Here is a 25,498-nt window from a genome sequence, read left to right as displayed (position 1 = left end):
AGGGAGTCCAGATCACGCCCGCCGGGGTGTGACCATGCAGAACCCCGTGCTGCGACCGTCAGTTCTGTACTCGCTGACGATACTCCCGGGGAGTTTCGCCGGCGTCGTTGCGGAAATGCCGGTTGAAATTGGAAAGGTTCGTGAAACCCACTTCGTAGCAGATGTCGGAGATGGATTTGTCGCTCTGCTCGAGCAGGCGGCGGGCGTGGGCCAGACGAAGTTTGCGCACGAGGTCGCTGAAATTCTGGCCGGTTGCGCGCTTGAAATACTTCGAAAACGTGGGCTCCGACATTCCCACCAGCGCCGCAGCTTCGGACATCCTGACGCTGCCGGCGTGATTGCCGAACACGTACTCGAGGACTATGTCCACCACGGCCGCGCCCTGGCCGTCCAGCTGAGGCCGAAACCATTCGTCGGCGAGGTAGCGCCGTTCCTCCTGCGGCGCGCGCGAAAGGATCGCCAACACGTCAAAGAGATGGTGAAGCCGCTGCAACCCGGTGGAAGTTCCCATCGCTTCGAGGGAAGCCGCGGCGGCCGTGGCTGATCGCCCCAGGAACTCGATGCCGCGCGAGGACTGTTCCAGCAGGGGTTTGACCTCGGCCATTTCCGGGAGAATCGAGGCAGCCTGCTCAACCCATTTTCCGTCGAACTGAATGAGGGCGTCCCTGCCCTGAAGCACTTCTCCGGGCTCGAGGTCGCTGACCCAGTCGTGCGGCAGCCCCGAACCCACCAGGGCGAGGTGTCCGGCCTCGAAAGTGCCGATGTGGTCTCCCACGATGAACTTTCCGGTGCCTTTCCGGATCAGGTGCAGTTCGTATTCAGGATGGTAGTTCCAACGTGCAACCGGGCTGGGGTAATCGTGCTCGTGCCAACGGACGGAATGGTTGGGGTCTTCCGGAATCACCTCCCGGTTGGCCCGCATCCCCAGCAGTCTTTCGGCAAGCCTGGCCGTTGCGCCGTCGCTCGGGTCCGCCGTGCTCATCCTGGTTCTCCCATGAGTTCGGATCATGAATTATGGACGGCACCTTGGCCGCCCCCTCCCAGAGTAGCGCCCGGCCCGTGACCGTTCAGGAAAATTAGTATCAGAAACCAGCAACCACGACGCTAGTTGTGCCCTATGCCACAAGCCTAATCTTGAGGAACATCAGCGGGGCACCCGGCATCAAGCCCCTAGTCCCGCTCACCGCCCCGCACCTGACACAGCAGTCGGAGTAGGGCAGCATTGCACCCCCTGAAGAACAAAGGAGTCCTTGAATGCGCGCAAAATTACGCGTTCCCGCATTGGCCGCAGGTGCCCTGTGCGTGGCGCTGAGCGCCTCGGCCTGTGCAGGCGCCGGCGGCGGCAATTCCGCAGGCGATCCGAACAGCATTAATGTCCTGATGGTCAACAACCCGCAGATGGAGGACCTGCAGCGGCTCACCGCTGCTAACTTCACGAAGGACACCGGCATCCGGGTCAACTTCACCGTCCTGCCGGAAAATGACGTCCGCGCCAAGATCAGCCAGGAATTTTCGAGCCAGGCCGGACAGTACGACATCGCGTCACTTTCCAACTATGAGATCCCGTTCTACTCCGCCAACGGGTGGCTGGCGCCCTTGGACAACGTGGCCCAGGATGCCGAGTTCAACCAGGCGGACATCCTGCCGGCCTACACCGCTTCCCTGACCGGGAAGGACGGCAAGCTCTATGGCGAACCGTTCTACGGCGAGTCCTCCTTCCTGATGTATCGGAAAGACATTTTCGATGCCAAGGGCCTGACCATGCCGGAGAAGCCGACATGGGACGAAGTCGCGGCCCTGGCCGCCAAGGCTGACGGCGCAGCGCCCGGGATGAAGGGCATCTGCCTGCGCGGCCAGCCCGGCTGGGGCCAGGTTTTCGCGCCGCTGACCACGGTGGTGAACACCTTCGGCGGGACCTGGTTCGACAAGGACTGGAATGCGAAGGTCAACGCTCCCGAATTCACTGCAGCCACGGAGTTCTACACGAAGCTGGTGCGAGAGCATGGTGAAGCGGGGGCCGCGCAGGCCGGTTTCACCGAGTGCCTGAACAACATGAGCCAGAGCAGGGTCGCCATGTGGTACGACGCCACCTCCGCAGCCGGCGCTTTGGAAGCCGACGCCTCCCCGGTGAAGGGAAAGATCGGTTACGCACAGGCCCCGGTAAAAGAGACCAAGTCCTCGGGCTGGCTGTGGACCTGGTCCTGGGCCATGCAGGCGGCTTCCAAGAAGCAGGACGCTGCCGGGAAGTTCATCGCCTGGGCCAGCTCGAAGAAGTACGAGGAGCTCGTCGCGTCCAAGCTCGGCTGGTCCAAGGTCCCGTCCGGCAAGCGCATCTCCACCTACGAGAACGCCGAGTTCCAGAAGGCCGCACCGTTCTTCAAAGCCGAACGCTTTGCCATTGAGAACGCCGATCCGACCAACCCCGGTGTCCAGCCGCGGCCGGCCGTCGGCATCCAGTTTGTCGGTATTCCCGAGTTCGCCGCCCTGGGCACACGGGTGTCCCAGGGCGTCAGCTCCGCCATCGCCGGCCAGGGCTCCGTCGCCGACGCGGTGGCCAAGGGCCAGGAAGCCGCACAAAAAGTCGGCGACAAGTACAAGTAGCAACAACCGAACCGCAGGAGAACATCATGACTACCGCAACGGCGCGCGTCTCCCGCCACGGGAGCGAGACAGCCAAACCTTCCAAGAACGCCAGGGCGCGGGAACGTGCCATGGACTGGGCACGGCGTGCACCGCTGCTGCCGGCCCTGGTCTTCCTCATCGTCGTCACCCAGCTTCCGTTCGTGGTGACCCTGATCATCTCGTTCATGAACTGGAACAGCCTGAGCCCAGACAAGACCGGATTCGCCGGCTTTGAGAACTACATCCAGGTTGTCACCGACCCTTACATGCTGCAGGCGATCGTCACCACCATCATCGAGACCGTCTCGGTGGTTCTGGCCAGCCTGGTCCTTGGCCTCGGCCTGGCCCTGCTCCTGGACAAGAAGTTCATCGGCCGCGGCCTGGCCCGGACCCTGCTGATCGCACCGTTCCTCATCGTTCCGGTTGCCGCGGCCCTCATCTGGAAGCATGCCATCCTCAACCCCGTCTACGGCCTGATCAACGGCACCCTGACCTGGGTTTGGTCGCTCTTCGGCAGTGACACCCCGCCCCAGCCTGACCTGCTGTCCCAGGCACCCCTGATGGCCATCATCTTGTCGCTGGTCTGGCAGTGGACCCCGTTCATGATGCTTATCCTGCTTGCCGGTCTCCAGTCCCGTCCGATGGATACCGTCGAAGCCGCACAAATGGACGGGGCACGTCCCTGGGATATTTTCCGCCACCTCACGCTGCCGCACCTGCGCCAGTACCTGGAACTCGGCGGACTGCTCGGAGCCATCTACATCGTGCAGAACTTCGACGCCACCTTCGTCATCACCTCCGGCGGCCTGGGCACGGCCAACCTGCCCTACGCCATCTACGAGACGTTCTACTACGCCAACGAATATGGCCTGGCCTCAGCCGCCGGCGTCGTGGTGGTCATCGGCACCATCGTCGTGGCGACCTTCGCACTCCGCACCGTATTCTCGCTCTTCAAGAAGGAGGCAGCACGATGAGCACCCTCACCCCGGCCGAGCCCAGGTCATCAGTCCCCGCCCCGCCCGCTCCGACCACGGATTCCCGGCGCCGAGGCAAGTCGCGCATGGACCCCACCCGCAACAACACGGCCGCCGGGATCGCAGCCTGGCTCCTGGCCCTGCTGTTCGCAGTACCGGTCCTGTGGATGATCCTGACATCGTTCCACTCGGAAATCGACGCCGCGACGAACCCGCCCTCCATTGCCGCCGACCTTAACCTGGACGCCTACAAGGAGTTCTTCGGAGCCACATCCGGCGTCAGCCCGTGGCCGTCGCTGATCAACTCCGCCACCGCCTCGATCTTCTCCACCGTCCTGGTTCTGCTGCTGGCCATTCCGGCCGCGTACGCCCTGTCCATCCGGCCGGTGAAAAAGTGGACCGACGTCATGTTCTTCTTCCTCTCCACGAAGATGATGCCCGTCGTGGCCGCTGTCCTGCCGCTCTACCTCTTCGCCAAGACCGCCGGCGCGCTGGACAACATCTGGTTCCTGGTGCTGATGTACACCTCGATGAACCTGCCCATCGCCGTATGGATGATGCGCTCCTTCCTCGCCGAAGTGCCGGTCGAAATGCTCGAAGCCGCCCAGATCGACGGCGCCACCCTGCTGCTCACGCTTCGGAAGGTCATCGCCCCCGTGGCAATGCCGGGCATCGCGGCCACCGCCCTGATCTGCTTTATCTTCAGCTGGAACGAACTCCTCCTGGCCCGGGTCCTCACCGGCGTCGTGGCCGGCACCGCCCCGGTTTTCCTCACAGGCTTCGTCTCCGGCCAGGGCCTGTTCCTCGCCAAAGTCTGCGCCGCCGCCGTCGTGATCTCCCTGCCGGTGCTGTTCGCAGGCTTCGCCGCCCAGGACAAACTCGTCCAGGGCCTCTCCCTCGGCGCCGTCAAATAGCCGGCCACCTCTTCGATTAGTAAAGGACTCCTTCGATGACAACATCAACCACGCAGTCCCGCACCGCCGGACATCCGGACGTGCCCGCCACCATGCGCGCCGCAGTCCTCCAGCGCCAGGGCGACATGGCCATGGAAACCCTGCCGGTCCCGCAGCTGGACGCGGATCAGGTCCTGGTGCAGGTCTCCGCCGTCGGCGTCTGCGGCAGCGACGTCCACTATTACGAGCACGGCCGGATCGGGGACTACGTCGTGGACCATCCGCTGATCCTCGGCCACGAGCTTTCCGGACGGATCGCCGCCGTCGGAAGCGCCGTCGACCCGTCACGTGTGGGCCAGCGGGTCGCCGTCGAACCCCAGCGGCCCTGCCGCAAATGCAAGCAGTGCAAAGCCGGACGCTACAACCTGTGCCCCGACATCGAGTTCTACGCCACCCCGCCGATCGACGGAGCCTTCGCCGAATACGTGAAGATCCAGAGCGACTTCGCCTACGACATCCCGGACAGCGTCAGCGACGAGGCGGCAGCCCTCATCGAGCCGCTCTCCGTCGGCCTTTGGGCCTGCGAACGCGCCCAGATCAAGCCCGGCAGCCGGGTCCTGATCGCCGGGGCTGGCCCCATCGGCATCATCGCCGCTCAAGCAGCCCGCGCCTTCGGCGCCACCGAAATCTACGTCTCGGACATCGCCGAAGACCGGCTGGCGTTCGCCCTGGAACACGGCGCCACCCATGCCCTGAACGCCTTGACGGACAGTGTCGAAGGGCTCGACGTCGATGCGTTCATCGACGCCTCCGGGGCCCCGCAGGCTGTCCGTTCCGGAATCAAAGCCGTAGGACCGGCCGGCCGGGTCATCCTGGTGGGACTCGGGGCCGACGACGTCGAACTCCCCGTCTCCTACATCCAGAACCGCGAAATCTGGCTCTCCGGCGTCTTCCGCTACACCAACACATGGCCGCTGGCCATCCAGCTGATCGCGGACGGGAAGGTGGACCTGGACATCCTGGTCACCGGCAAGTTCGCCCTCGCCGATTCCGAGGAAGCATTCAAAGCGGGCAAGCAGGCCGGACAGCTCAAAGCCGTCGTCTACCCGGGCCGCTGATGTACGCCACGGACGCCTCGCCCGCCGCGGGGGACAGCAGCCTGACGGTCATCGGCGAATCACTCGTCGACATCATCAGCGACCGCCGCGGGCCTGCCGGAATCGAGGCCCACCCCGGCGGCAGCCCCCTCAACGTGGCAGTAGGGGCTGCGCGCCTCGACCTCCGGACGAACCTGGTGACCCACTATGGCGCCGACCCGCACGGGCTCATGCTCGAAGAGCATCTGCAGGCGAACGGCGTCCAGGTGATCAACGGCGGAACCGCACTCACATCAACGGCCCTCGCCACTCTGGGTTCCGACGGTGCCGCCGAATACACCTTCAAGATCACGTGGGCAATTAATGGGGCATCCCTGCCAGCCCTCGCCGCCGTCAAAGGGTCCACCCACGTCCACACGGGATCAATCGCCACGGTGCTCCCGCCGGGGGAGCAGGCCACCCTTGTCCTGGTACAGGCCGCCCGGGAGCACGCTACGGTCAGTTACGATCCCAACTGCCGGCCTGCAATCAGCCCCGATGCGGCTGCCGCACGCCGGCAGGCGGAAATGTTCGTGGCAGCCAGCGACATTGTCAAAGCCAGCGACGAAGACTTGAGCTGGCTCTACCCGGACCGGACCCCGGAGGAATCCCTGCCGGCCTGGCTGGAACTGGGACCGGCGGTCGTGGCACTGACGCGCGGAGCGGCCGGCCCGATCATCCTCTCCGGGAAGGGGCGGGTGGAGATGGCAGCTGAACCCATCCAAGTGGCAGATACCGTGGGGGCCGGCGACTCCTTCATGGCAGGGCTTATTTCCGGACTCGCCCAACTCGAAGCGCTCGGGGCGGAGGGAAGACAAAAACTGCAGACCCTGGCCCTGGATCAGCTGCACGCAGTCGCCTCGTACGCCAACCGCGCGGCGGCGATCACGTGCTCCCGGAAGGGCGCAAATCCACCGCGGTCGGCAGAACTCGGGCCGCTGTAGGCAGGCAGGATGGCTGATGGGGGACAGCTACCGAGGCTGAGCGAGCACTTGCCGGCGGCAGGAGCGTTCTGAAGGCCGCCGGTCATGGCCCCTGCGTAACGGCCGGATCCTCCATCGTGACAGTGCCGGCGTCGCCGTCCACGCGGATCCGCTGGCCGCTGGTGAGCCGCTGGGTGGCCACCCCGGTGCCGAGCACGGCCGGGATGCCGTACTCCCGGGCCACGATCGAACTGTGGCTCAATGGTCCGCCGACGTCGGTGACCACGGCGGAGGCCATCGCGAACAGCGAGGTCCATGCGGGGGTGGTGATGCGGGCGACCAGGACGTCTCCGGGCACCATCAGGGAAAAATCCTGGGGCCCTCTCAGGATGCGGGCCGGCGCGGTGACCCGGCCCGCGCTGGCGCCGATGCCTTTGATGATGTCGCCCAGCTGGTCCTGAGAGCCTGCGGGCATCATTTTCCCGAAGGCCCCCTCCATCCACCGGCTTTCCGGGAGCAGTTGCGGGGCGGCGGCCCTGGCTTGGCCTCGCCAGAGCATCTTGCGCTTCTCGACGGCGTCGGCGCGGACGGGCCGATCCGCTCCGGTAATTGCTACTGCCGCTGGTGCGCCCGGCGCGGCGAGGCCGAAATCGACGGCGCTTTGCAGCTCCTGGCGGCGCAGCCAGAACACATCGGCAGGCTCGGCGATGACGGCGGAGTCAACCAGCCGTCGACCCAGTTCGAGCAGCATCCGCCGCAGCAGCGGCCAGGCCAGGCCGACGTCGGCCAGGGCGTCCTCGCGGATCGGGGCGGCGTTCTGAGCCCACCGGAGCAACCGGAGGAACGCGGCCTTGCGCTTCGGCCCGAGCCGGGTGACCGCTTGGTTGGTTTGGTCCTCCCGGCGCTCGGCCGACAGCCGTTGTCGCGCGTGTGGGTCATTGCCCTGTCCCCGCAGGTAGAACTTCACCGTCTCCAGCAGGGCTGAGGGATCGTCGGCCGGCACCGGGCTGACGAAGTCCAAGTTGTAGACCGCATGGCCAAACCGGCCGAGGTGGTCCTGGAAGCGGGAATGCCATTGCTGCCAGAGCGCCTGGTCCACACCTGCCGGCGGGATCCCGGTGCGCTGCGACTCCACCAGTGCCGCTGTGGGTTCGTTGAGCAGCGTCGGAGCCAGCTCCGGAACTTCCCGGGCCCAGGCTGCGAGGTCGTACAGCGACTTCTCCGCCCGGATGGGTTCGCTGTCGTAGCCGAGGAGGAACGTCTGGGCGGGGGGATCTCCGTTGCGCCGTACGAACCTGTCGTAGTACGTCCGGAAGGAGATTTCGCTTGTCGCGGCGATGGGAATGATTGACTGCACGGCCGTGTAGTACACGGTGCCTGCGTCCAGCAACGCCTGCACACCCTCGAACAGTTCCCCTCCGGAGAGCTCCTCGACGGGCGTGGCCGACCAGTCCTTGATCACCTGCTCGTAGCGCGGATGCGAAAATTCCCGCCAGCCGGCCACACCCATGTGCGCCTTGCCGCGGACCAGCGCCCGTACGGCGGTCAGCGATTTGCCCATCACCCGCCACATTCCCGAGGTGCGGTAGAAGTAATAGGCATAGCCGTTAATGGTGGGCAGTCCCACGTCGTCGTCGCGGATGACGTTCTTGCCGACGGCCTCGGCCATCAGGGCTCGCAGCGAACGGGCCACCGAGCCGTCAATGAGGTCGGCAAACAGCGGCGAGAGCGGGTCGGGCAACTGTTCCACGATGCTGGCCCGGAAGTACAGCCCCTTCGGGTAGGGCACCGTCCAGACGTCCGGGGTGTCAGCCGCTGGTTCAGGCAACGCCGTGATCGGCCGGGATTGCAGGATGAAGAACTCGCCGCCGGCCCGTGCCCACTCGATGTCCTGCGGCGTCCCGAAATGATCAGTAATCCGTGTCCCATAGCCGGCCAGTACGGCCGCCGCCTGGTTGTCCAGGACGGGCTGACGACGCCGCGCCGCCGGCACCGGCTGCTCCCGCGTGCCGTGGTCCGCATAGACAGTCATGACCTCCTTGTCAGCGGTACGGCGCGACAGCACCCAGCCCGTACCGGCTTTGACGACCACGTCATCCGTGGTCACCGTACCGCTGACCACGGACTCACCCAGACCCCACGCGGCACTGATCACGATCTGGTCGCGGCGCCCGTTCGCCGGATTGGCGGTGAACATGACCCCGGCAGCCTCGGCCTCGACCATCTGCTGGACCACCACCGCGAGGCGCACCGCGTCCGGGCCGATGCCCTCACGGGCCCGGTATGCCATGGCACGCGCCGTCCACAGGGAAGCCCAGCAATCGGTCACGGCCGCGGCCAAAGCCTCCGCTCCGCGGATGTTGAGGTAGGTTTCCTGTTGCCCGGCGAAGCTGGCCGAGGCGAGGTCCTCGGCCGTGGCGGAGGAGCGCACCGCCACAGCGGAATCCCCGTTGCCGAGGCGACTGTAAGCAGCGCTGAGTTCCGTTGCGATCCCTGCGGGCACGGTGCCGCCGGTGAATAGGGCGCGGATCCGCTTCGAGGCGTCCTCGTAGTCCTGTGGCGCAGCCTGCGGCGACAGCGAGGCCAGCTCACGGATGCCCGCCTCGAGGTGGTTGGCGGCCACAAAATCCTCATAGGCTGCGGTGTTCAGCACAAACCCCGGAGGAACCGGCAGCCCGGCCTGCGTGAGGCCGCCCAGTCCGACACCCTTGCCGCCGGCCACAGCGACGTCGCCTTGTCCCACATCGCCGAAGTTGTTGATGTAGGTCATGACCGTGCGTCCCTTCTGCCCGGGCCGGGGTGTCTTGATTGAGCCTGATGCCCAACATACTGGCACTGCCACAGGCAAGAGGCCATAGCTGGATCGGAGGGCCCGGGGGAGAGCCCCGCCAGAGCCGCCCGAAGGCCAGACGAGCCCGGGTCTAGTTCTTGTCGAGTTCGTCGAGGAGGGACTTAGCTGCTTTGGCGATGTCGTTGTGGTCGTTCTGGGCGGCTCGGCTCTCGATGGCAAGAATCGCGCAGCGGTGCAGCCGCCGAAAATCCCCAAAGGGAAAGCTGCAACGTCCCTTGGTGTCGTGTGTTTCTTCCGTGTCTTCGCCCAGATGCCACGAGCCGTACTCTGTGTAGCCGTACTTGTCGATGAACGCGTTTTCCTGGTCGGCGTCGGGGGCATGCTCGCTCCAGTCATCCCGGGTATCCCGGGCAAGCCTCGCGTCCTTGATCAGCTGCCGGGCATGACGTAGACCCGCGTTGTTGACCTTGATTGTCATCGGGTTGCTTCCGCTCTGTCGTGCGGGTCAGGTCACGTAGTTTCGGGTGCTTCCGGTGACTGGGCTCCACCGCGGGAGACGTGGACTTTCGTGGCGGACGTTTCGGACTGCTCCGGAAGCTGGGCGCGGATTTCGAAGACACCGTCGATGTAGCTTGCCTCAACAGCCTCAGGGTTCGCGCCGCGGGGCAGCGGGACGCTACGCGAAAATTCGCCGTAGCGAACTTCGCTCCGGTAACCCGGTTGATCCTTGTGGGCGGGTTCCGTGCGCCGGGCAGCAATCTGCAAGGTGCCGTCGGTGACGGTGATATCGATGTCCTTGTCGGGGTCGATGCCGGGAATATCGGTTCGGACGACCAAGGTGTTTCCGTCCCGGTACTCCTCGACTCTTAGCCAGGCATCTGTCTCGCCCTGCAGGAAGCGCCGGACTGGTTCGGGCACGTCGATGCCGGTGCGGCGGAACAAGTTTTCCATGTCTATCTCCTTGCTCTGGTTCCCGAGGTGGCTGCGGCGCGGAGCGGCGGGGGTGGCGCCGGCCAGCCGGCGTTGCGGTTCTGTAAGACCCTGTTGCCGGGGTCTTACAGAACCAGCCAGCAGCAGTCTACGGAGCCCAAGAACGCCTTAGCGGGAGGACTTTGCGCCCGAGCCTGCTATGCCCTGCTTCGGCGGCCGGCAAGGGCCCCATAGACCAGGAGCACAATAACGGCCCCGAGGATGGCGAGGAGCCAGGTCCGCAGGTCAAAGAAGTCAGCGAGGCCTCCGCCGAAGATCAACGAACCTATCCAGCCGCCGAGGATTGCGCCTACGACGCCAACAACGAGTGTGATCACCCAGCCGCCTCCCTGCCGGCCGGGAAGGACCGCCTTGGCGATAGCTCCTGCGATAAGGCCGAGAATGAGGAACGCGAGAATTCCCATTACTGTACTTCCTTTCGGTAGACCGGTCGTGGAATGCGGCCGTAACCGCGATTTAATCAGCATGCGTACTGTCGTGCAATACCCGGTCTCGCTGCCTGCTGCTGCGGCTGTCCCGTCGCCCGTCTTGCCTGCAATCGAAGCGGGCGCTGGCCGTGCGTACCAGGGGCGGCAGGCCGAGCGGGATCCAGCCGCGGGAGGCTAGTTCAATGAAGCTTCGGGGCCAGGCTTGGGCGCCGAGGGGGCGCTGGAGCCTGGAATTCCCGTTCGTGGAGTCTGGAAGAAATCCACAAACCGGGCGAGTTGTTCCGACAGGGTCTCCCACCCGTCGAAGTCCGCAGGCACGGCCGCACGCTCAGCCTCGGAGGCCGCTTGCAGGGCGGCGTTTCCGGCCTCGGAAATCTGGACCTGAAATTGGCGCCGGTCGGCGGGGTTGCGTGTCCTAGTGACCAGCCCTCCCTCCTCCAGGCGCGCAAGAACGCGCCCGAGTGTCTGGCTTTGAACATGAACCTTTGCGGCGAGCTGTTCCTGGTACATGGGCCGGGGTGCCACGGCTTCCAAGGCGATGACAGCGGCACGCGTCAGTCCCAACGGTGCCAGCGCATCGTCGTGGAGGCGTTGGACCAGACGGGCCGCTGCGGTCAGAAGCCGGTAAGCGTCCCGGGCGTGGGGCTCAGGGGCGAGGATCACTAAGAGAGCCTTCCTGATTGGGGTGGCGACGAAATCGCGGTGTCAGGGACGGCGCCAACTAAGCCGGCGTCCACCTCCACAGTAAGCACGCCGTGCATCTATTTGGCAAGTATGCTTACTACTTTCACGCACAAGACCGCACTCTGCGCGCTTTTCGCGATAAGCCCCCGTTTGAAATTCGGCAAGGCCTTGCGATCAGCATAGGAAGTGTGCTTACTATCTAGTTAGTAACCGTGCTTACTAATTTCATCCGGTACCGCTAGACACGATCACGATCCCACGCGGACCCCTCCTGAAAGAGAGCAACGATGACACAGAACCCATGGGCCCAGGCAACACCCCAAGCATCCACGGACCAGTACACCGGCGATGGCGTGGTGCCCCCTCAAGATGGCGTGGCGCCCCCTCAAGTTGGCGTGGTGCCCGCTCACGGTACGGAACGTGCTGTCTCAAAACAGGAGACAGCGAGGGAAGAAGCGGCGGACGTAAAGCGCCACGCAACAGATGCGGCCCAAAACGTCGCCGAGACGGCCAAGACGGAAGCAGTCCACGTCGCCGCCGAGGTCAAGACCAATGCCCGGGACCTGCTGCACCAGGCCAAGTCAGATCTCACTGAGCAGGCCGGAACCCAGCAGCAGAAGGTTGCCGAAGGCCTCAGAGCCGTCGCTGGCGAACTGCATTCCATGGCTGCTGCTTCCGAGCAGCCGGGCGTGGCCACCGACGTCGTCCGCCAAGCCGCCGAGCGGTCCGCCGCTGTTGCGTCATGGCTCGATGACCGGGATCCGGGTTCGCTGCTGACCGAGGTCAAAACCTTTGCACGCCAGCGCCCGGGCACGTTCCTCCTGCTCGCGGCCGGAGCCGGTGTACTGGCCGGGCGTCTCAGCCGCAGCCTGAGCGCCGGAGCCCCCGAAACCACGGGCACCACCGCTACCGGAACGTCCGCCGCCGGCCGGATCCCCGATACCGGCGTAGCGGTTCCGCCGCCGCCGGTGCAGATGCCGGCTCCGCAAACCACGACGGCGGGCTTCGCGGACACCTACCCTCCGAATCCCCTGGACTCCGAGTTGGGCACTGCCGATCCACTCCATGACGCCGGGCCGGGCCGCAGGGCCACAGAGCCCATGGTCGGCGAGCCCCTTCGGTCGGCTGATCCGTCCCGCGATGACCCCTTCGACGGCGGCCGTCGATGAGCAGCGAAATGCCTCCCACCGCCGCCCACGCGAAGGCGGAAACGTCTTCCCTAGGTGACCTGCTGGGTGAAGTCACCCGGGACATGTCCACCCTGATGCGGCAGGAAGTGGAACTAGCCAAGGTCGAACTCAAGCAGTCCGCCACCCGGGCCGGCAAAGGCACCGGCATGCTGGCCGGCGCCGGCGTCGCGGGCCACTTTGTGCTCCTGTTCCTGTCTTTGGCGCTCTGGTGGGCGCTGGGGAACCTGATGGGGCTGGGTTGGTCCGGTGTTGTTGTCGCAGTCATCTGGGCAATTGCCGCCGCCGTCCTGGCAACCATGGGCCGCAAGGAACTTAACGCGATCAAGGGCATGCCGAGGACCGCCGAGACCCTGCAGGAAATCCCGCCGACACTTAAACCCAACTCTTAGATCCAGCGAGGAAACACGATGAGTGAAAATCCGGATGTCATCCGAGCAGATATTGAAGCAACCCGCGCCCGCCTGGGCACAAACGTGGATGCCGTCGCTGACAAGGTCACGCCGTCGCACATCGTCCAGCGGCAAACCGACAGAGTCAAAGATGCCGTCTTCGGAGTGAAGGAGAAAGTCATGGGAGCCGCCGACCACACCGCCGACCACGTCCACTCCGCCACCGGAAGCGCGGGCGCGCACGTGAGTGACGCGGGTTCCGCAGTCGCGGCCGCGCCGACACAGCTGAAGGCCAAGACCCAGGGGAACCCGCTGGCTGCCGGGCTGATCGCCTTTGGCGCCGGACTGCTGGTGTCCTCCCTGATCCCGGCCAGCCAGAAGGAGCGTGAAGCTGCTGATGCCCTCAAGTCCGCCGCCGAGCCACTCACGACGGAACTGACGGACGCCGCCAAGCACGTGGCCGAGGGACTCAAGGAACCCGCCCAGGAAGCCATGGAGAACGTCAAGGCCACTGCCGCGGACGCCACCGATCATCTCAAGGCGGACGGTCAGACGGCTGTGGCGGACGTGAAGGATCGGACCGCAGAAGCCAAGGGCAACGTTCAGCAGGCCTGAGGCCACATCTGAATTCGGCCGGCTGCCCTCGCTGATGCGCTGGGCGGCCGGCCACTTCGCTTAACCCCAAGAAGGATTTTCCATGGCCAAGAACCCTGCCAAGGCAGAAAATGACTCCATGACCGACGCCGAAACGGACGAGAGCAGCACTGCCAAGGCCCGTACTGCGCCCGCTCCGGACGACTCCCGCAAACCGGACAGCCCCGCCGACGTCACCAAGCCCTCCTGGAAGTACATCGCCAAGAAGACCCTGCGTGAATTCACGAAGGACCAGTGCCCGGATCTCGCCGCAGCCCTGACCTACTACTCGGTGCTCTCCATTTTCCCGGCGCTGTTGGCCCTGGTGTCTTTGCTGGGCATTTTCGGGCAGGCCGAGAAGACCACATCCGCCCTTCTGGAGATCGTCCAGGGATTCGCGCCCGGTGACACGGTGGACGCGATCCGCCAGCCGGTCGAGCAACTCAGCAGCTCCTCCGCTGCCGGACTCACCCTGGTTATCGGCATCCTCACCGCCCTCTGGTCCGCGTCCGGCTACGTCGGTGCGTTTGGCCGGGCAATGAACAGGATCTACGAAATCGACGAGGGCCGGCCCTTTATTAAACTTCGGGGCACGATGCTGGGCGTCACGATTGCCACCGTTCTGATCGTCCTCGTGCTCTCAGCAATGCTCGTGCTGAGCGGGCCGGTGGCCGAGGCCGTCGGCAATGCGATCGGCCTCGGCGGGGCCGTCCTGACGGCGTGGAATATTCTCAAGTGGCCCGTCATCTTCTTGCTCGTGATCCTCGCGATCGCCATCCTCTACTACGCCACCCCGAACGTAAAGCAGCCCAAGTTCCGCTGGATGAGCCTGGGATCCGCAATCGCCTTGGTGATCTTCCTGCTTGCGTCCCTGGCCTTCGCCTTCTACGTGGCCAACTTCAACAGCTACGAGAAGACCTATGGTGCGATCGGCGGCGTCATCATCTCGCTGCTGTGGCTCTGGATCCTGAACATGTCTCTGCTGTTCGGTGCCGAGTTCGACGCCGAGATGGAGCGTGGACGGCAGCTCCAGGCCGGCATCGAGGCCGAAGAGACCATTCAGCTGCCACCACGGGACACGAAACAGAGCGACAAGCTCCAGGCCCGCGAGGAAGAAGACATCCGCCGCGGGCGGGAGCTGCGGGAACAGCACGGGAACGGCCATGAACAGCCGGAAGGCAGAAACCATCCCGGAGAGAACGATCGAGTGGACCGCACCTAACTCACGAAAGTGTCAGGCTTCGCTTATGACGGCGAGTTTGACGTTGTCCTTTTGTCCTTCCCAGCTGCCGGTCAGCGTGAGCCGGCCGGCGGGTTGCCCGTTAAGGTCCAGCCGCCGGATAACGAGCAAGTGGAGGCCGGCAGACTCGACTACCGTGCCGGCGTCGGTGTCGCACGGTGTGGCCGAAGAGACCTCAGGAACTGCATCGAGTTTCGGTCCGGTGGTTTGCACGAAGACCGATTGGGCCAGGCGTTCTTGTTTCCCCCCTTTTTGGAGGTATTGCTCAGCTTGCGGCCGGCCCAGCATGATGCTCGCCGCCAATGCCGCCACGTAGATGGGATCGGCGCAGGCATCGTAAACCCACCTCGTTCCGAGAACCGAATGCTGCATCGTTCCGACCAGCCATGGTTCCGCGCCGGCCAGGGGCTGGGCCCTGTACGTGAGAGGAACTTGAACGGTGGAGCTGCCCACAGACACGATGATCGTTTCTATGCCGACCTCGCCGGCGGGGTCGTCGAACCGATAGGAACCCACTTTGCGCAACCCTGCCGTGCCGGGCTCCTTGAACCACGGCTGGCTGGGCAGCCACTTTTCGAGAAGTTCAAGTTTCGTCGGCTGCAATTCTGCCTGGTGGATGATCGCCATGTCTGCAAGCCTAACCGCAGCCCCGGGAGTTCCGGCAGAATGAGCCCATACTCGATCTTCATCCGGTCGTCTTGGTGGCTGTGCCAGGTCGTCGCCTTCAAATTGTTGGCGACTGACTGGTGCTGATTCGTGAGGTAACTGCATGAACTATCCTCGGAGCCCGCGTCCTGCAGTCTTGAGCACGGCAGGAGTGCGGATACCAGACCCGTGCCTAGCCCTCCCGGGCGATCTGAAGGTAGCTGAGTCCACTGACATCGAGCCAGAATTTGGTCGGAGTCTCTACGAGACGCAGCAGGACGCCCCCGCAGGAACTGCAGCGCACAACTATTCCCGGGGCGTCGGCGTAGACCGCTGCTTCCCCGAAGACCCTGACCGCGCCACAGTTCTTGCACCGACCGATCGCTGCAATGATGTCAATGCGGAACAATTCCCATAACGGTCCTGCTGCCGCGTTCCCGTCAAGGTGTGGTACTGGATTGCCCGCGGTTCCGGCGATGTCCGGGTCCTCGAAGCGCGGGTCCTCAGCACCCGGGGAAGCGGAGCCGTTGTTGCCAGTCACCGTATTCCTCCCGTTCCGCCGAAGCGTTCGGTTTTGATCGAGCCGGTCGGATAGCCCGCCTGCACCATCCACTCTGTGGCCGTTTCGACAAACATCGTCTGACCACAGATGAAAATGTCGGGGGCAGCGTCCGCGGGCAGGATGTTTGCCAGCAGTGTTTCAGCGGTGAGTCGCTTCGGTGCGCTTGGCCAGCCCGCCGGAACTTTGCGTGTATAGAAATGGTCGACGGTCAGCTTGGGGGATTCCTGGCCCAAGGTGAGCAGCTCCTCCCGATAGAACCCTGTTTCGGGCGATTTGAGCGAGTACAGCAACCGGAACTGTGAAGGATTCTCGGATGCCTCGTGCGCGCGGATCATGGACATGAGCGGCACGATACCGGATCCGCCGGCGATCAGCTGAACCGGGTTCGGGTCGGTCGGACGCCAGACGAACCAGCCGCCGACGGGGCCCCGGATCTCCAACTGGTCTCCAACCATCAGGTCTCTGACCAGATAAGGGGAGACCTCCCCATTGGCCAATTCGTCGACCGTGATCTCCAGGATTTCGTCCATGCCGGCGGTGGCCACGGAGTAGGACCGCACCGCCGTGTAACCGTCGTCCGCCGTGAGCCGGATATCGATGTGCTGGCCGGCAAGGTTGCCGTTCAGACCGTCCACGCGCAGCCCGATGGTTCTGGACGATTCCGTTTCGGGAACGCCGCTGACAACCTCGGCGACGCGCCACAAGGTGCTCATGCGTCCTGCCTCATGAGTAGCGCTCCTCGCGCCACGGGTCGCCGTTGATGTGGTACCCGTTAGATTCCCAGAAGCCGGCAACATCGTGCGGCATCAGCTCGATGCCATTGATCCATTTCGCGCTCTTCCAAAAGTACAAGTGGGGCACCAGCAGGCGGGCAGGGCCGCCGTGGGCCCGTTCCAATGGCTCACCGCCGAATTCCCAGGCCACCCATGCCTGGCCGTCCAGCAGGTCCTGCAACGGGACATTGGTGGTATAGCCGCCATAGGAGTGAGCTGTAGTGAACTCGGATGTTGTTTCCACGTCCTCGAACAAGGTGTCCAGGGACACCCCGCGCCACGAGGTACCCAGCTTGGACCAGCTGGTCACACAATGAATATCGGTCTGGATATCAACCTGGGGCAGCGCCAAGAACTCCTCCCAGGACCAAGCACGGCGCTGCCCCGTCTCCGTTCTAATGAAGAACTCCCAGTCAGCGTTGGCGATATAGGGTGCAGGGCCTGCCGTCAGCACGGGAAAGCTTGCTGTCTCGTATTGGCCGGGTGGTAACGCTGGATTGCCGGTGCGCCGTTTTCCATGAAAACCAGACGAGATGATTCCCATCTTGTACCTCCGATGCGGAGTTCCGCCGGTCGACTCTTATCGGTGCCCCAACGATATGGCAATGGCGGGACCGAGACCAGACCTTGCCCCTTAGGCCTCCTTGCTTGCGGGGGATCCGGGGGCGAGGAGTCCAGCGGTGGTCGCGGTGACCCACTCCTTCAGCGGAATGCTCTGGTGGTGGTCCCAGCGGGAGTAGGTGATCCACGCCTTGCCCTTGCGGTCAAAGTCAGTGTTCACCAGGTTGTCCAAAGCGGTCCGGGGCCAGCGGGCGATGGCGTGGTTGCCGCTGAATTCGACAAGGCGCTGGGGGGAGGTCATCCAGGCCGGCTCCTTGCCCGGTTTGCGGGCCGGCAGCGAGATCACACGTCCCGACGCCGGGACCAGGCCTTTGGGGTTGACCAGCCTTTTCGTGTCGCTGCCGCCTTCGAACGTGCTCAGAACGGTGTCGACGCTTAGGAATTCGTCCCCGCCGAAGGTCGTGGACTGGCGGTAAAAGCAGATGCGGCCGTCGACAGTCAGGAAGGCAGCGCCGTCGTCCTCGTTTTCCAGGGGCCAGCCAAGGGACTGGGCCACGAAATGCCATGTGCTCCAATCGGTGCCTGTGGTGACGGCGGCAAGACTGGTCGGCACGGATCGCTTGAGCAGCCGCGTGCTGGCATGTCCCAGGATGCGTTTCATCCGGTCCGCGGCGGCGCGGCGGGCCGACTCATAGATGCCCGGGACGGACTCTTTGGCGGCTCTGCCGGCGACATCCGCTCGGGCCACCTCCGCTTGCGTCCTATTCATCCCATCCTCAAACGACATCGCAGCTCTCCATCGTTGATGCTTCGCGTGGCCACGCGAGCCTGGGCGCATTCTGCTGTGGTTTCGTCCCTTGGGGTTACCAGGGTTGGCCGGTTCGATCGTTGAGGCGGAGACTCCCGCCCCCCATTTTAGGTCCCCGGCGACAGCCGGAAGCTGAAGGACATCCAATGTTCATCGAACGATCACCAGCTCGGGGCGCGGGCCGGGTACCGACCCAACAGCCGCCGTCGTCTGGTACTGCCTTGCGTGAGTGTGTCCCGGCTTGGGTCCGGCAACCGCGGGTGTTAACTGGGAGAGTGAGTTCCCTACCGTCGACGCGTACGCAGAGGCTCGTGCTGTGGATCGCGATTCTCGCGTCCTTCGTGTCGTTCCTCGACAGCAGCGTCATCAACGTAGCGCTGCCCGCCATTTCCCGTGAACTGGGCGGCGGACTAACAACGCAGCAATGGGTAGTCGATGCCTACCTGATCACCCTGGGTTCACTCATCCTGGTCGCCGGCTCGCTCTCTGATTTGCTCGGACGCGTCGTGGTTCTCCGGGCAGGCCTCATCGGGTTCGGCACCACGTCAGTGATGTGTGCACTGGCACCCACAGCGGACGTGCTGGTCTTGGCCAGGGCGCTCCAAGGCGTCGCGGGCGCCTTGCTGGTGCCCAGTTCCCTGGCCCTGATCACGTCCAACTTCGACGAGGCCCCCCGGGCGAAGGCGATCGGCCAGTGGACGGCTGGTACAACCGTGGCTTTCATCGCGGGCCCCCTGCTCGGCGGGGTGCTCGTCGATTCGGTGGGCTGGCGTTGGGTCTTCGGAATCAACGTCCTGCCCATTGCTGTGACCCTGCATCTGTTGGGCGAGCTGCGGGCCAGGGATGTTCGCAAGGAGGGGGTGCGCATCGACTACCCGGGCGCCGTACTCTGCGTGCTCGGGCTGGCGGGGCCGGTCTACGCGCTGATCGAACAAGGCAACTATGGATGGGGGAGCCCGCTCATTCTGATGCCCTTCGTCCTCGGCATCCTGTGCCTCGCCGGGTTCATTTGGCGGGAACAGACCGCACAGCGGCCGCTCCTGCCGCTCAGCCTCTTCTCCGTCCGAAACTTTGCCGTCGGCAATGTGGCGACGGCCTTCGTCTACGCTGCGCTGTCGATCGGGGGATTCATCATCGTGCTTTTCCTGCAGCAGGTTGCCGGGTTTCCGGCGACGGTGGCTGCTCTGGCTTTGCTTCCCGTCAGCATCGTCAACATCCTCCTGGCGTCATGGTTTGGCTCACTGGCCGGGCGGTTCGGCCCGCGGTGGTTCATGGCATTCGGACCGGCTCTCGCCGGAGCTGGCTACCTCTTGATGCTCGCGTCTGAAATCCCGGTGAACTATTGGACCCAGCTGATGCCTGGGATCCTCCTGTTCGCAGTCGGGCTCTCGGCGACCGTCGCACCGCTCACTGCCGCCATTCTCGGTTCGGTTTCGGAACAGCAGGCCGGCATCGGCTCGGCAGTGAATAACTCCGTCAGCAGAGTTGCCGGTCTGATCGGCATCGCGCTGGTAGGCCTCGTCGTGGGCGGCAAACTTGATCTCGACGGATTTCACCGGATAGTGACCGTGACGGCCGTGCTGCTCATCCTCGGGGGCATTGTTTCCGCCGTCGGTATCCAAAACCCGCGCAAGGGGCCGGCAGGCCGGACAGGGCAGGGAGCCCCAACGCACAGCACGCGGAGCCAACGGATTTTCAGACCTGGCCCATAGGGGGAACTTCAACCACGAGGCGACCCTAGCGGGGATGAAGCCCTGAAATCCGGAGTCGGGCTCCGCCCGCGACCTTGCCCGGGCATGAGGCTCCTGCGACGATGGCAAGGTGAACATGCCCATTGGCTACTGGGTCCGGCGCCTGGATGCGTCGCTGCAGGCACAGCTCGATTCCACGCTGGCCGGTGTCCATCTGTCCAGAASGCAGTGGCAGGTCCTCAACACGTTGGGCTCCGCCCCCGTCACGCCGGCGGAAATGCGGGATATCCTGCGGCCTTTCAACGCAGCGGACGGCGGCGGAGGGCAGGAGCGGGACCTGGCCGCGTTGGTTCGGCGGGGGCTGGTGCTCCTGCTGGATGGTCGCCTCGCCCTGACCGAGGCCGGCTCCGCTCTGCATTCGGAGGCAACCGGGCTGGYGGAAGCTGCCCGCCGTGAGCTCACGGCAGGCATCGGAGCGGATGAGTATGCCATGGCTGTCAGCGTCCTCGAACGCATGAGCAACAACGCGGACCGGCTCGCCTCGCGATAGAAGCGGTTGGGTGTGCCTCCGCACACGCTCATTCACGCCCGGCGCCGCAGCCGTCGGGGAGGTCAGTAACCCGCCAGGGTGATCGGAGCCCTGCGACAGGCAGCACTAGACCCAACAGTTGGCCGCTCCATCGGTGTGCCTGGGAGGAACTGTCTGAATCCCTGCGGCGGGGCTGGCACCACAGAGAGCATTAGTCGCAAGCCCCTGGGCCTTCATGGAATGCTGGGGTCATGACCTCCCGTTCCTCCGCTGTCCCCGCTTTAATGGCTGCCGCCGTCGGCTCTGAAACCTTCAGCCTCCGGCACGCGACCAAAGCTGACCTGCCACAAATTCTGCAGCTACTCGCCGACGATCAGCTGGGATCAACCCGAGAAAGGGCCGACGATCCGGACCCGTACGAGCTGGCTTTTGACGCAATCGACTCCGACCCCGCCCACCTTTTGGTAGTGGGAGAACTCGGCGGTGAGGTGGTGGCCACGTTCCAGCTCAGCTTCATCCCCGGCCTCTCCCGCAGGGGATCCTGGCGTGCACAGATTGAAGGGGTGCGAGTAGCCAAGCAGTTGCGAGGCCAGGGAACTGGTGCGGTCATGATGCGATGGGCCATTAAGCATGCACGTGAGCGCGGCTGCTCCCTCGTCCAGCTGACCACCGACAAATCCCGCCTCGCGGCCCACCGCTTTTACGAGCGCCTGGGCTTTGTCTGCAGCCACGAGGGCATGAAGCTCACCCTCTGACCCATTGCCGGGGCGCCAGAACTTGCGTTCTGCGGCAGCCAGCGCCGCAGCCTTCCGCGCAGCATGCGGTGTCGACATGAGCCGGGTCATCAGTCACCTAGGTTGCCCCAAAGCCACTCGGAGTACGTCTCCCAGGCCTTTGGCCTATGCCGTGGACGTGGGCTGATGTTCACCAGACAGGTGCCCAAATCCTCTGGCGCCTTCCCGGGACGCGGCGGATACGGTAGGTTCATGCATTCCGTCGAGGCTGAGGCACTTATCAAAGCCCGAGACTCCACCGTCTGGGACATCATCACCGATGCAGGGAACTACACAGTTTGGGATTCCGGTATCACGCACGTCACGGGCGAACTGCGCAACGGTGGCACCATCAAAATCCGGACCAGCACCTGTGGGAGCCGCATCTTCCGGCTGCGTGTCCGGCAGAGGCCCGGCGAGGTGATGACCTGGACCGGGGGCCTGCCCCTGGGTCTGATCACCGGCGTATGCACGTTCACGCTTGAACCCCACGACGATGGCAAGACGCACCTGCGCGTGAAGGAGGAGATCACCGGCCCACTGCGCGGGCTAGTCGGGAAGGCCATGCCGGACGCGCGGCAGCCTCTCATCGATTACGTCAACGCCGTCAGGAAACGCTCAGAAATCCTCGGCCGACACGCTCAATGAGGTGATGGGCGGCGCCCCCGAGGCCGGCTCCGGACTTGGACGCGGAGCCGGCCTGTCAGGAAGTCGGCAAGAGGCGTGTGCCGAAGGCCCGTGTTCGCTAGGCGGGCCGCATCCCAGCCTCAAATTAGACGATAATAAGCAAGCGTGCAATAGTCCGGACCATCGCCGCGATTATGAGGCAGGTCCGGGACTAATTCGGTGACGGGTGCCGTTATGCAGTCGGGGGTGGAACCGGTTCTGCGCACAACGCCGCCTTTGAGCACCGATGGGAATGAGGTCACGTGACGACTACGCCTGCCGAGGGAGTCGGCTTCCGCTCCGAACGCGGACCTGTCCTTATTGCCCTGATGCTCTCTACGGGTCTGGTGGCGATTGACGCGACCGTTGTGGCGACAGCCGTGCCTGCGATCGTGCATGACATTGGCGGGTTCACGTCGTTCCCGTGGCTGTTCTCCGCCTACCTGCTGGCGCAGGCTGTGTCAGTCCCTGTCTACGCGAAGCTCTCCGACACCATCGGCCGCAAGCCGATCATGCTGATCGGAATTGGACTGTTCCTGCTCGGCTCGGTCCTGTGCGGAGTCGCGTGGAGCATGCCGGTGCTCATCGCCTTCCGCGTGGTCCAGGGCCTGGGCGCCGGAGCGGTCCAGCCGATGGCCATCACTATCGCCGGCGATATCTACGCCCTGGCAGAGCGGGCAAAAGTACAGGGCTACCTTGCGAGTGTGTGGGCCGTCTCCTCAGTGGTGGGCCCGACGCTCGGGGGAGTGTTTGCCACGCTCGGCATCTGGCGTGGCATTTTCCTCGTGAACATCCCGCTGTGCCTGGTGGCAGGATGGATGCTGGTCCGGTCGTTCCACGAGAACATCGAGCGCGTGAAGCACCGGGTCGACTATCTGGGCGCGGGGCTGCTCACGGTTTCGCTCACCCTGCTCATTCTCGGTGCCCTCGAGGGCGGCCAGGCCTGGGCCTGGAACTCCGCCATCAGCAGCGCAGTGTTCGCCGGCGGTGCGCTTTTGTTCGCCGCGTTCGTCCTCGCCGAACGGAGGGCAGCGGAGCCTGTCCTGCCCCCGTGGGTGGTGTCCCGGCGGCTGCTGGCGACGACGGCGATGGTCGCCTTCGGCGTGGGAGCAGTCATGCTTGGCATCACCTCTTACGTTCCCACCTTCCTCGTAGGAGCCCTCTCGACCTCCCCGATCCTGGCCGGGCTCGCCCTGGCGGCGCTGACCATCGGCTGGCCGATCAGTGCGTCCCAATCGGGCCGCCTGTATCTGCGGATCGGGTTCCGGAACACTGCGATGATCGGTATCACGGTCACCGTCATCGGCACGGCGGTCCTGGCCGTCACCGCTTCCGTCCCGAACGTTGCGCTGGTCGCAGGCAGTTGCTTCATCGTCGGACTCGGACTCGGGCTGGTCGCCACGCCGACCCTCATCGCCGCCCAGACGAGCGTCGAATGGAACGAGCGCGGGGTGGTGACCGGCACCAACCTTTTCGCCCGATCAATCGGCAGCTCCATCGGTGTCGCAGTGTTCGGGGCGATAGCAAACGCCGTCTACGCCGGCACTCCGCACGGTGACACGGATCCCGGTACCATCGTGGCGGCCTCTTCCGCCGTGTTCCTGGCGGTCATGATCGTCGCGCTGCTCACCGTCGTCGCCGTTATCGGGATGCCTGCCACAAAACCCGTCAAGCAGGTCCCCGCCGCCGTGCGGGGGTGATCCCAAGGTTCCAAGCCCTGGTGCGGCCTTCCGCCATCGGACTGCGGCCCGATGCCGTATTCAACGTCTGAGCCGCATCGTTCTCCAGCTCGCCGGTCCAGCGGTCCCACCGTCCGTTTGAGGTGCGTTTACGCCAGGTCGGGGGAGCTGTACACGATGTAATCCAACGCGGCGGGACCGGACATGGCCAGAGTGTTGTCGTCAGGCTTGATCCGGCGGCCTTCGAGGGCCGCCCAAAGAGCCTCGGCGGGCTCCGGCTCGGTGTGGTTTATCAGGCACCAGCTGGTGTACAACCCGTACAGCTCTTCCTCGTCCAACCCGCCGTCGGTTTCCCGGTCACTGGTCACGGCCTCTGCGAGGAACCGATCAAAATGCGCGCTCATATCCGTTCCCTTATCTCGTGTGCATCGCTGGGACGCTCCGTCACCGACACTGGGCAGTTGGGTCACCGCCCGACTGCCAACGTTGAATTTATGCCAGGAAGACAACCCTGTCCAGTTCGGCTCAACCCGGCGGGTCAGGTGTTACTCGGACGCGTGTTGAAGGACCCCGGGGCCGAGATCGTCCACCGCTTGACCTGTCAACGGAACGATCATCGAACCGGCACCCATTCCGGTTCCCCATATTCAACTGCGCAGCAGGTAGCTGGCCACGCCGTCGGGGTTTGCTAGGGCGAGGAGGTGGCCGCCGGGCACGACGTCGGGCTCCACACCGAGGCGTTCGCGGGCGACCCGTCGTTGGAAATCCAGAGGAAAGAACCGGTCTGCCTCGCCGGTAAGCACACGGGTTGGGATCTTGGGCCATTGCGTGAAGTTGCATACCGAACCGAAAACCGCGTTTGCTTCCGGGCGCTGATGCGGTTCCCCTTCCGCCGCGATTTCCGGCGGAACGTCGTGCAGGAAGTAGGTGTCAATGTCGAACTCGGCACTGTACCCGTGGGCCCTGGCCGCGCTTTGCTGCGCTGCAGCCCAGCCGGTGTTGTCCCACCATGCGCCGGGGGTCTCGCCCGGTATAGGGATCATCGCATTCACCAGGATGAGCTTTCGGACGGAAGCGCGCTCACACACGAGCGGGGTGGTGAAGCCACCCAGCGACTGCGCAACAAGCACGACGTCGTTGCGCCCACCGATGGCGTCGAGAACCAGCCGCGCGTACTCCGGCAGCCCGGCGCCTTCATCGTCGCCGGGCAGATCGACCGCCACGGCGTCGTGCCCGGTCCCCTGAAGCAAAGGAACGACGTGGCTCCAGTACCAGGCTGCGCCGCCCGCTCCCGGGATCAGCACGAACGTATTCACGGCAGTACCAGCCAAACGCCGACGACGGGACCCCGGTTCCGGACCAGCAGGTGGCGCCCGTTGGGCTGCTTTCGCTTCAACACGGATCTCATCTCCCCATCTTCTCCCCGCCCTTATGGACGCCGGCAACCCCGGCAGCCGCTAACGGACCATTCGCATCTCGGGCAGTTCGTTCCAGTCAGGTGGAAGCAGTTTACGTTTCCCGTCGGTAACCGGACGATCGAATTGTCTCAGAGACCGTCGTCCTGGACTCGAACACATGACAGGCTTCGTCCTCGCTTCACCCCTTAGATAACGAGCGACAGCAGAGCCGCGGCCACCGCAGGGTCACCGTCCGAGGCCCTGGCCAGCGCCAAAGCGGACGTGGAGCGCGGTCCCGATGGCGCCGTCGGCTACTGGCGTGGCATAAGCTTCCGGTATGGGACTAATAATCACACTACTTATCATTTGGCTTGTACTTTCGATCCTTGGCTTCGCCGTGAAGGGCCTACTTTGGTTGGCGATCATTGCTCTGGTGCTGCTGGTGGCCACGGCTGTTTGGGGCTGGGTGAAGCGCAAGGCCAAAGCCTGACGCTCAACCTGATCGCTCAACGGCGGCGGGC

General features: G+C 64.5%; 28 protein-coding genes. 15 read left to right on the top strand and 13 right to left on the bottom strand.

The features are described 5' to 3' along the window. Window positions 1-58: 58 nt before the first annotated feature. Window positions 59-982 carry an AraC family transcriptional regulator gene (locus AC1D2F_RS04505; protein ID WP_476966294.1) on the bottom strand — a complete coding sequence of 308 codons (924 nt, stop codon included), beginning with the start codon at window positions 980-982 and terminating at the stop codon, window positions 59-61. Between the two features lie 272 nt (window positions 983-1,254). Here AC1D2F_RS04505 and AC1D2F_RS04500 point away from each other — a divergent pair, with 272 nt between their 5' ends. Genes AC1D2F_RS04500 through AC1D2F_RS04480 form a run of 5 tightly spaced genes read left to right on the top strand, consistent with a single transcriptional unit; the run spans window position 1,255 to window position 6,569 of the window. Then, window positions 1,255-2,601, top strand: a complete 1,347-nt coding sequence (locus AC1D2F_RS04500; protein WP_229996213.1) for an ABC transporter substrate-binding protein — start codon at window positions 1,255-1,257, stop codon at window positions 2,599-2,601. Between the two features lie 26 nt (window positions 2,602-2,627). Next, on the top strand, window positions 2,628-3,596 hold the full coding sequence (locus AC1D2F_RS04495; RefSeq protein ID WP_476966293.1) for a carbohydrate ABC transporter permease: 969 nt from the start codon (window positions 2,628-2,630) through the stop codon (window positions 3,594-3,596). Beyond that, window positions 3,593-4,510 (top strand): carbohydrate ABC transporter permease, encoded by a 918-nt coding sequence (locus tag AC1D2F_RS04490; RefSeq protein ID WP_364743455.1) that lies wholly within the window; start codon window positions 3,593-3,595, stop codon window positions 4,508-4,510. The genes AC1D2F_RS04495 and AC1D2F_RS04490 overlap by 4 nt, the downstream gene beginning before the upstream one ends. Before the next feature lie 35 nt (window positions 4,511-4,545). Next, window positions 4,546-5,607, top strand: a complete 1,062-nt coding sequence (locus tag AC1D2F_RS04485; protein WP_476966292.1) for an NAD(P)-dependent alcohol dehydrogenase — start codon at window positions 4,546-4,548, stop codon at window positions 5,605-5,607. Further along, on the top strand, window positions 5,607-6,569 hold the full coding sequence (locus tag AC1D2F_RS04480) for a carbohydrate kinase family protein (protein WP_476966291.1): 963 nt from the start codon (window positions 5,607-5,609) through the stop codon (window positions 6,567-6,569). Before AC1D2F_RS04485 ends, AC1D2F_RS04480 begins: the two co-directional genes overlap by 1 nt. 82 nt (window positions 6,570-6,651) lie before the next feature. On the opposite strand, the gene AC1D2F_RS04475 is transcribed toward AC1D2F_RS04480, so the two are convergent. The 5 genes from AC1D2F_RS04475 to AC1D2F_RS04455 all read right to left on the bottom strand — a co-directional run bounded on the left by AC1D2F_RS04475 (window position 6,652) and on the right by AC1D2F_RS04455 (window position 11,420). After that, window positions 6,652-9,318: a PEP/pyruvate-binding domain-containing protein gene (locus tag AC1D2F_RS04475; RefSeq protein WP_476966290.1), complete on the bottom strand. Its 2,667-nt coding sequence runs from the start codon at window positions 9,316-9,318 to the stop codon at window positions 6,652-6,654. 151 nt (window positions 9,319-9,469) lie between these two features. Then, entirely contained in the window at window positions 9,470-9,817 is a 348-nt protein-coding gene (locus tag AC1D2F_RS04470) for a hypothetical protein (protein ID WP_229992197.1), read from the bottom strand. Window positions 9,818-9,849: 32 nt separating this feature from the next. After that, window positions 9,850-10,290, bottom strand: a complete 441-nt coding sequence (locus AC1D2F_RS04465; RefSeq protein WP_476966289.1) for an Hsp20/alpha crystallin family protein — start codon at window positions 10,288-10,290, stop codon at window positions 9,850-9,852. 176 nt (window positions 10,291-10,466) lie between these two features. After that, on the bottom strand, window positions 10,467-10,733 hold the full coding sequence (locus tag AC1D2F_RS04460; protein ID WP_229992195.1) for a GlsB/YeaQ/YmgE family stress response membrane protein: 267 nt from the start codon (window positions 10,731-10,733) through the stop codon (window positions 10,467-10,469). Between the two features lie 198 nt (window positions 10,734-10,931). Continuing rightward, complete coding sequence (locus AC1D2F_RS04455; protein WP_229992194.1) at window positions 10,932-11,420, bottom strand: MarR family winged helix-turn-helix transcriptional regulator; 489 nt, start codon at window positions 11,418-11,420, stop codon at window positions 10,932-10,934. A 308-nt stretch (window positions 11,421-11,728) separates the two neighbouring features. Here AC1D2F_RS04455 and AC1D2F_RS04450 point away from each other — a divergent pair, with 308 nt between their 5' ends. The 4 genes from AC1D2F_RS04450 (at window position 11,729) to AC1D2F_RS04435 (ending at window position 14,875) form a co-directional block, all read left to right on the top strand. Then, entirely contained in the window at window positions 11,729-12,610 is an 882-nt protein-coding gene (locus AC1D2F_RS04450) for an ATP synthase subunit B family protein (RefSeq protein ID WP_476966288.1), read from the top strand. Continuing rightward, window positions 12,607-13,020, top strand: a complete 414-nt coding sequence (locus AC1D2F_RS04445) for a phage holin family protein (RefSeq protein WP_229992192.1) — start codon at window positions 12,607-12,609, stop codon at window positions 13,018-13,020. The genes AC1D2F_RS04450 and AC1D2F_RS04445 overlap by 4 nt, the downstream gene beginning before the upstream one ends. 18 nt (window positions 13,021-13,038) lie before the next feature. After that, entirely contained in the window at window positions 13,039-13,635 is a 597-nt protein-coding gene (locus AC1D2F_RS04440; RefSeq protein ID WP_229992191.1) for a DUF3618 domain-containing protein, read from the top strand. Window positions 13,636-13,753: 118 nt separating this feature from the next. Then, window positions 13,754-14,875 carry a YihY/virulence factor BrkB family protein gene (locus AC1D2F_RS04435; RefSeq protein WP_476966373.1) on the top strand — a complete coding sequence of 374 codons (1,122 nt, stop codon included), beginning with the start codon at window positions 13,754-13,756 and terminating at the stop codon, window positions 14,873-14,875. Window positions 14,876-14,887: 12 nt separating this feature from the next. Here AC1D2F_RS04435 and AC1D2F_RS04430 read toward each other — a convergent pair whose 3' ends face one another. The 5 genes from AC1D2F_RS04430 to AC1D2F_RS04410 form a co-directional block, all read right to left on the bottom strand. Next, the gene (locus AC1D2F_RS04430) at window positions 14,888-15,664 is read right to left on the bottom strand and encodes a CG0192-related protein (protein ID WP_476966287.1); all 777 of its coding nucleotides are present in this window, start codon (window positions 15,662-15,664) and stop codon (window positions 14,888-14,890) included. Between the two features lie 67 nt (window positions 15,665-15,731). Continuing rightward, window positions 15,732-16,079, bottom strand: coding sequence for a DUF6510 family protein (locus AC1D2F_RS04425; RefSeq protein ID WP_476966286.1), 348 nt, complete (start codon window positions 16,077-16,079; stop codon window positions 15,732-15,734). Next, window positions 16,076-16,813, bottom strand: coding sequence for a ferredoxin reductase (locus AC1D2F_RS04420; RefSeq protein WP_229992187.1), 738 nt, complete (start codon window positions 16,811-16,813; stop codon window positions 16,076-16,078). The genes AC1D2F_RS04425 and AC1D2F_RS04420 overlap by 4 nt, the downstream gene beginning before the upstream one ends. A 10-nt stretch (window positions 16,814-16,823) precedes the next feature. Then, a complete protein-coding gene (locus AC1D2F_RS04415; RefSeq protein ID WP_229992186.1) occupies window positions 16,824-17,417 on the bottom strand; it encodes a sulfite oxidase-like oxidoreductase in 594 nt (197 codons plus the stop codon). A 90-nt stretch (window positions 17,418-17,507) separates the two neighbouring features. Beyond that, window positions 17,508-18,203 (bottom strand): hypothetical protein, encoded by a 696-nt coding sequence (locus AC1D2F_RS04410; RefSeq protein WP_476966285.1) that lies wholly within the window; start codon window positions 18,201-18,203, stop codon window positions 17,508-17,510. A 314-nt stretch (window positions 18,204-18,517) separates the two neighbouring features. Here AC1D2F_RS04410 and AC1D2F_RS04405 point away from each other — a divergent pair, with 314 nt between their 5' ends. The 5 genes from AC1D2F_RS04405 to AC1D2F_RS04385 all read left to right on the top strand — a co-directional run bounded on the left by AC1D2F_RS04405 (window position 18,518) and on the right by AC1D2F_RS04385 (window position 23,601). Then, entirely contained in the window at window positions 18,518-19,954 is a 1,437-nt protein-coding gene (locus tag AC1D2F_RS04405) for an MFS transporter (RefSeq protein WP_229992184.1), read from the top strand. Window positions 19,955-20,069: 115 nt separating this feature from the next. After that, on the top strand, window positions 20,070-20,483 hold the full coding sequence (locus AC1D2F_RS04400; RefSeq protein ID WP_476966372.1) for a MarR family transcriptional regulator: 414 nt from the start codon (window positions 20,070-20,072) through the stop codon (window positions 20,481-20,483). 230 nt (window positions 20,484-20,713) lie between these two features. Next, window positions 20,714-21,217, top strand: coding sequence for a GNAT family N-acetyltransferase (locus AC1D2F_RS04395; protein WP_364742982.1), 504 nt, complete (start codon window positions 20,714-20,716; stop codon window positions 21,215-21,217). 231 nt (window positions 21,218-21,448) lie between these two features. Further along, on the top strand, window positions 21,449-21,883 hold the full coding sequence (locus AC1D2F_RS04390) for an SRPBCC family protein (protein WP_364742985.1): 435 nt from the start codon (window positions 21,449-21,451) through the stop codon (window positions 21,881-21,883). Between the two features lie 281 nt (window positions 21,884-22,164). After that, entirely contained in the window at window positions 22,165-23,601 is a 1,437-nt protein-coding gene (locus AC1D2F_RS04385) for an MFS transporter (RefSeq protein ID WP_364742988.1), read from the top strand. 128 nt (window positions 23,602-23,729) lie between these two features. Here AC1D2F_RS04385 and AC1D2F_RS04380 read toward each other — a convergent pair whose 3' ends face one another. Next, on the bottom strand, window positions 23,730-23,984 hold the full coding sequence (locus tag AC1D2F_RS04380; RefSeq protein WP_229992340.1) for a hypothetical protein: 255 nt from the start codon (window positions 23,982-23,984) through the stop codon (window positions 23,730-23,732). Between the two features lie 243 nt (window positions 23,985-24,227). Further along, the gene (locus AC1D2F_RS04375; protein WP_364742991.1) at window positions 24,228-24,896 is read right to left on the bottom strand and encodes an alpha/beta fold hydrolase; all 669 of its coding nucleotides are present in this window, start codon (window positions 24,894-24,896) and stop codon (window positions 24,228-24,230) included. 418 nt (window positions 24,897-25,314) lie between these two features. Between AC1D2F_RS04375 and AC1D2F_RS04370 the strand changes: the two genes are divergently transcribed. After that, a complete protein-coding gene (locus AC1D2F_RS04370) occupies window positions 25,315-25,467 on the top strand; it encodes a hypothetical protein (RefSeq protein WP_229992342.1) in 153 nt (50 codons plus the stop codon). The last annotated feature ends 31 nt before the right edge of the window (window positions 25,468-25,498 follow it).

The organism is Arthrobacter sp. P1_B3 (assembly GCF_056406615.1).
This window is presented reverse-complemented; position numbering and strand designations above follow the sequence as displayed.

Excerpts from the sequence above, each read along its gene's own strand:
- AC1D2F_RS04505 (WP_476966294.1), bottom strand. The coding sequence starts at position 982 with ATGAGCACGGCGGACCCGAGCGACGGCGCAACGGCCAGGCTTGCCGAA.
- AC1D2F_RS04500 (WP_229996213.1), top strand. The coding sequence starts at position 1,255 with ATGCGCGCAAAATTACGCGTTCCCGCATTGGCCGCAGGTGCCCTGTGC.
- AC1D2F_RS04495 (WP_476966293.1), top strand. The coding sequence starts at position 2,628 with ATGACTACCGCAACGGCGCGCGTCTCCCGCCACGGGAGCGAGACAGCC.
- AC1D2F_RS04490 (WP_364743455.1), top strand. The coding sequence starts at position 3,593 with ATGAGCACCCTCACCCCGGCCGAGCCCAGGTCATCAGTCCCCGCCCCG.
- AC1D2F_RS04485 (WP_476966292.1), top strand. The coding sequence starts at position 4,546 with ATGACAACATCAACCACGCAGTCCCGCACCGCCGGACATCCGGACGTG.
- AC1D2F_RS04480 (WP_476966291.1), top strand. The coding sequence starts at position 5,607 with ATGTACGCCACGGACGCCTCGCCCGCCGCGGGGGACAGCAGCCTGACG.
- AC1D2F_RS04475 (WP_476966290.1), bottom strand. The coding sequence starts at position 9,318 with ATGACCTACATCAACAACTTCGGCGATGTGGGACAAGGCGACGTCGCT.
- AC1D2F_RS04470 (WP_229992197.1), bottom strand. The coding sequence starts at position 9,817 with ATGACAATCAAGGTCAACAACGCGGGTCTACGTCATGCCCGGCAGCTG.
- AC1D2F_RS04465 (WP_476966289.1), bottom strand. The coding sequence starts at position 10,290 with ATGGAAAACTTGTTCCGCCGCACCGGCATCGACGTGCCCGAACCAGTC.
- AC1D2F_RS04460 (WP_229992195.1), bottom strand. The coding sequence starts at position 10,733 with ATGGGAATTCTCGCGTTCCTCATTCTCGGCCTTATCGCAGGAGCTATC.
- AC1D2F_RS04450 (WP_476966288.1), top strand. The coding sequence starts at position 11,729 with ATGACACAGAACCCATGGGCCCAGGCAACACCCCAAGCATCCACGGAC.
- AC1D2F_RS04445 (WP_229992192.1), top strand. The coding sequence starts at position 12,607 with ATGAGCAGCGAAATGCCTCCCACCGCCGCCCACGCGAAGGCGGAAACG.
- AC1D2F_RS04440 (WP_229992191.1), top strand. The coding sequence starts at position 13,039 with ATGAGTGAAAATCCGGATGTCATCCGAGCAGATATTGAAGCAACCCGC.
- AC1D2F_RS04435 (WP_476966373.1), top strand. The coding sequence starts at position 13,754 with ATGACCGACGCCGAAACGGACGAGAGCAGCACTGCCAAGGCCCGTACT.
- AC1D2F_RS04430 (WP_476966287.1), bottom strand. The coding sequence starts at position 15,664 with ATGCAGTTACCTCACGAATCAGCACCAGTCAGTCGCCAACAATTTGAA.
- AC1D2F_RS04420 (WP_229992187.1), bottom strand. The coding sequence starts at position 16,813 with ATGAGCACCTTGTGGCGCGTCGCCGAGGTTGTCAGCGGCGTTCCCGAA.
- AC1D2F_RS04415 (WP_229992186.1), bottom strand. The coding sequence starts at position 17,417 with ATGGGAATCATCTCGTCTGGTTTTCATGGAAAACGGCGCACCGGCAAT.
- AC1D2F_RS04410 (WP_476966285.1), bottom strand. The coding sequence starts at position 18,203 with ATGAATAGGACGCAAGCGGAGGTGGCCCGAGCGGATGTCGCCGGCAGA.
- AC1D2F_RS04395 (WP_364742982.1), top strand. The coding sequence starts at position 20,714 with ATGACCTCCCGTTCCTCCGCTGTCCCCGCTTTAATGGCTGCCGCCGTC.
- AC1D2F_RS04390 (WP_364742985.1), top strand. The coding sequence starts at position 21,449 with ATGCATTCCGTCGAGGCTGAGGCACTTATCAAAGCCCGAGACTCCACC.
- AC1D2F_RS04380 (WP_229992340.1), bottom strand. The coding sequence starts at position 23,984 with ATGAGCGCGCATTTTGATCGGTTCCTCGCAGAGGCCGTGACCAGTGAC.
- AC1D2F_RS04370 (WP_229992342.1), top strand. The coding sequence starts at position 25,315 with ATGGGACTAATAATCACACTACTTATCATTTGGCTTGTACTTTCGATC.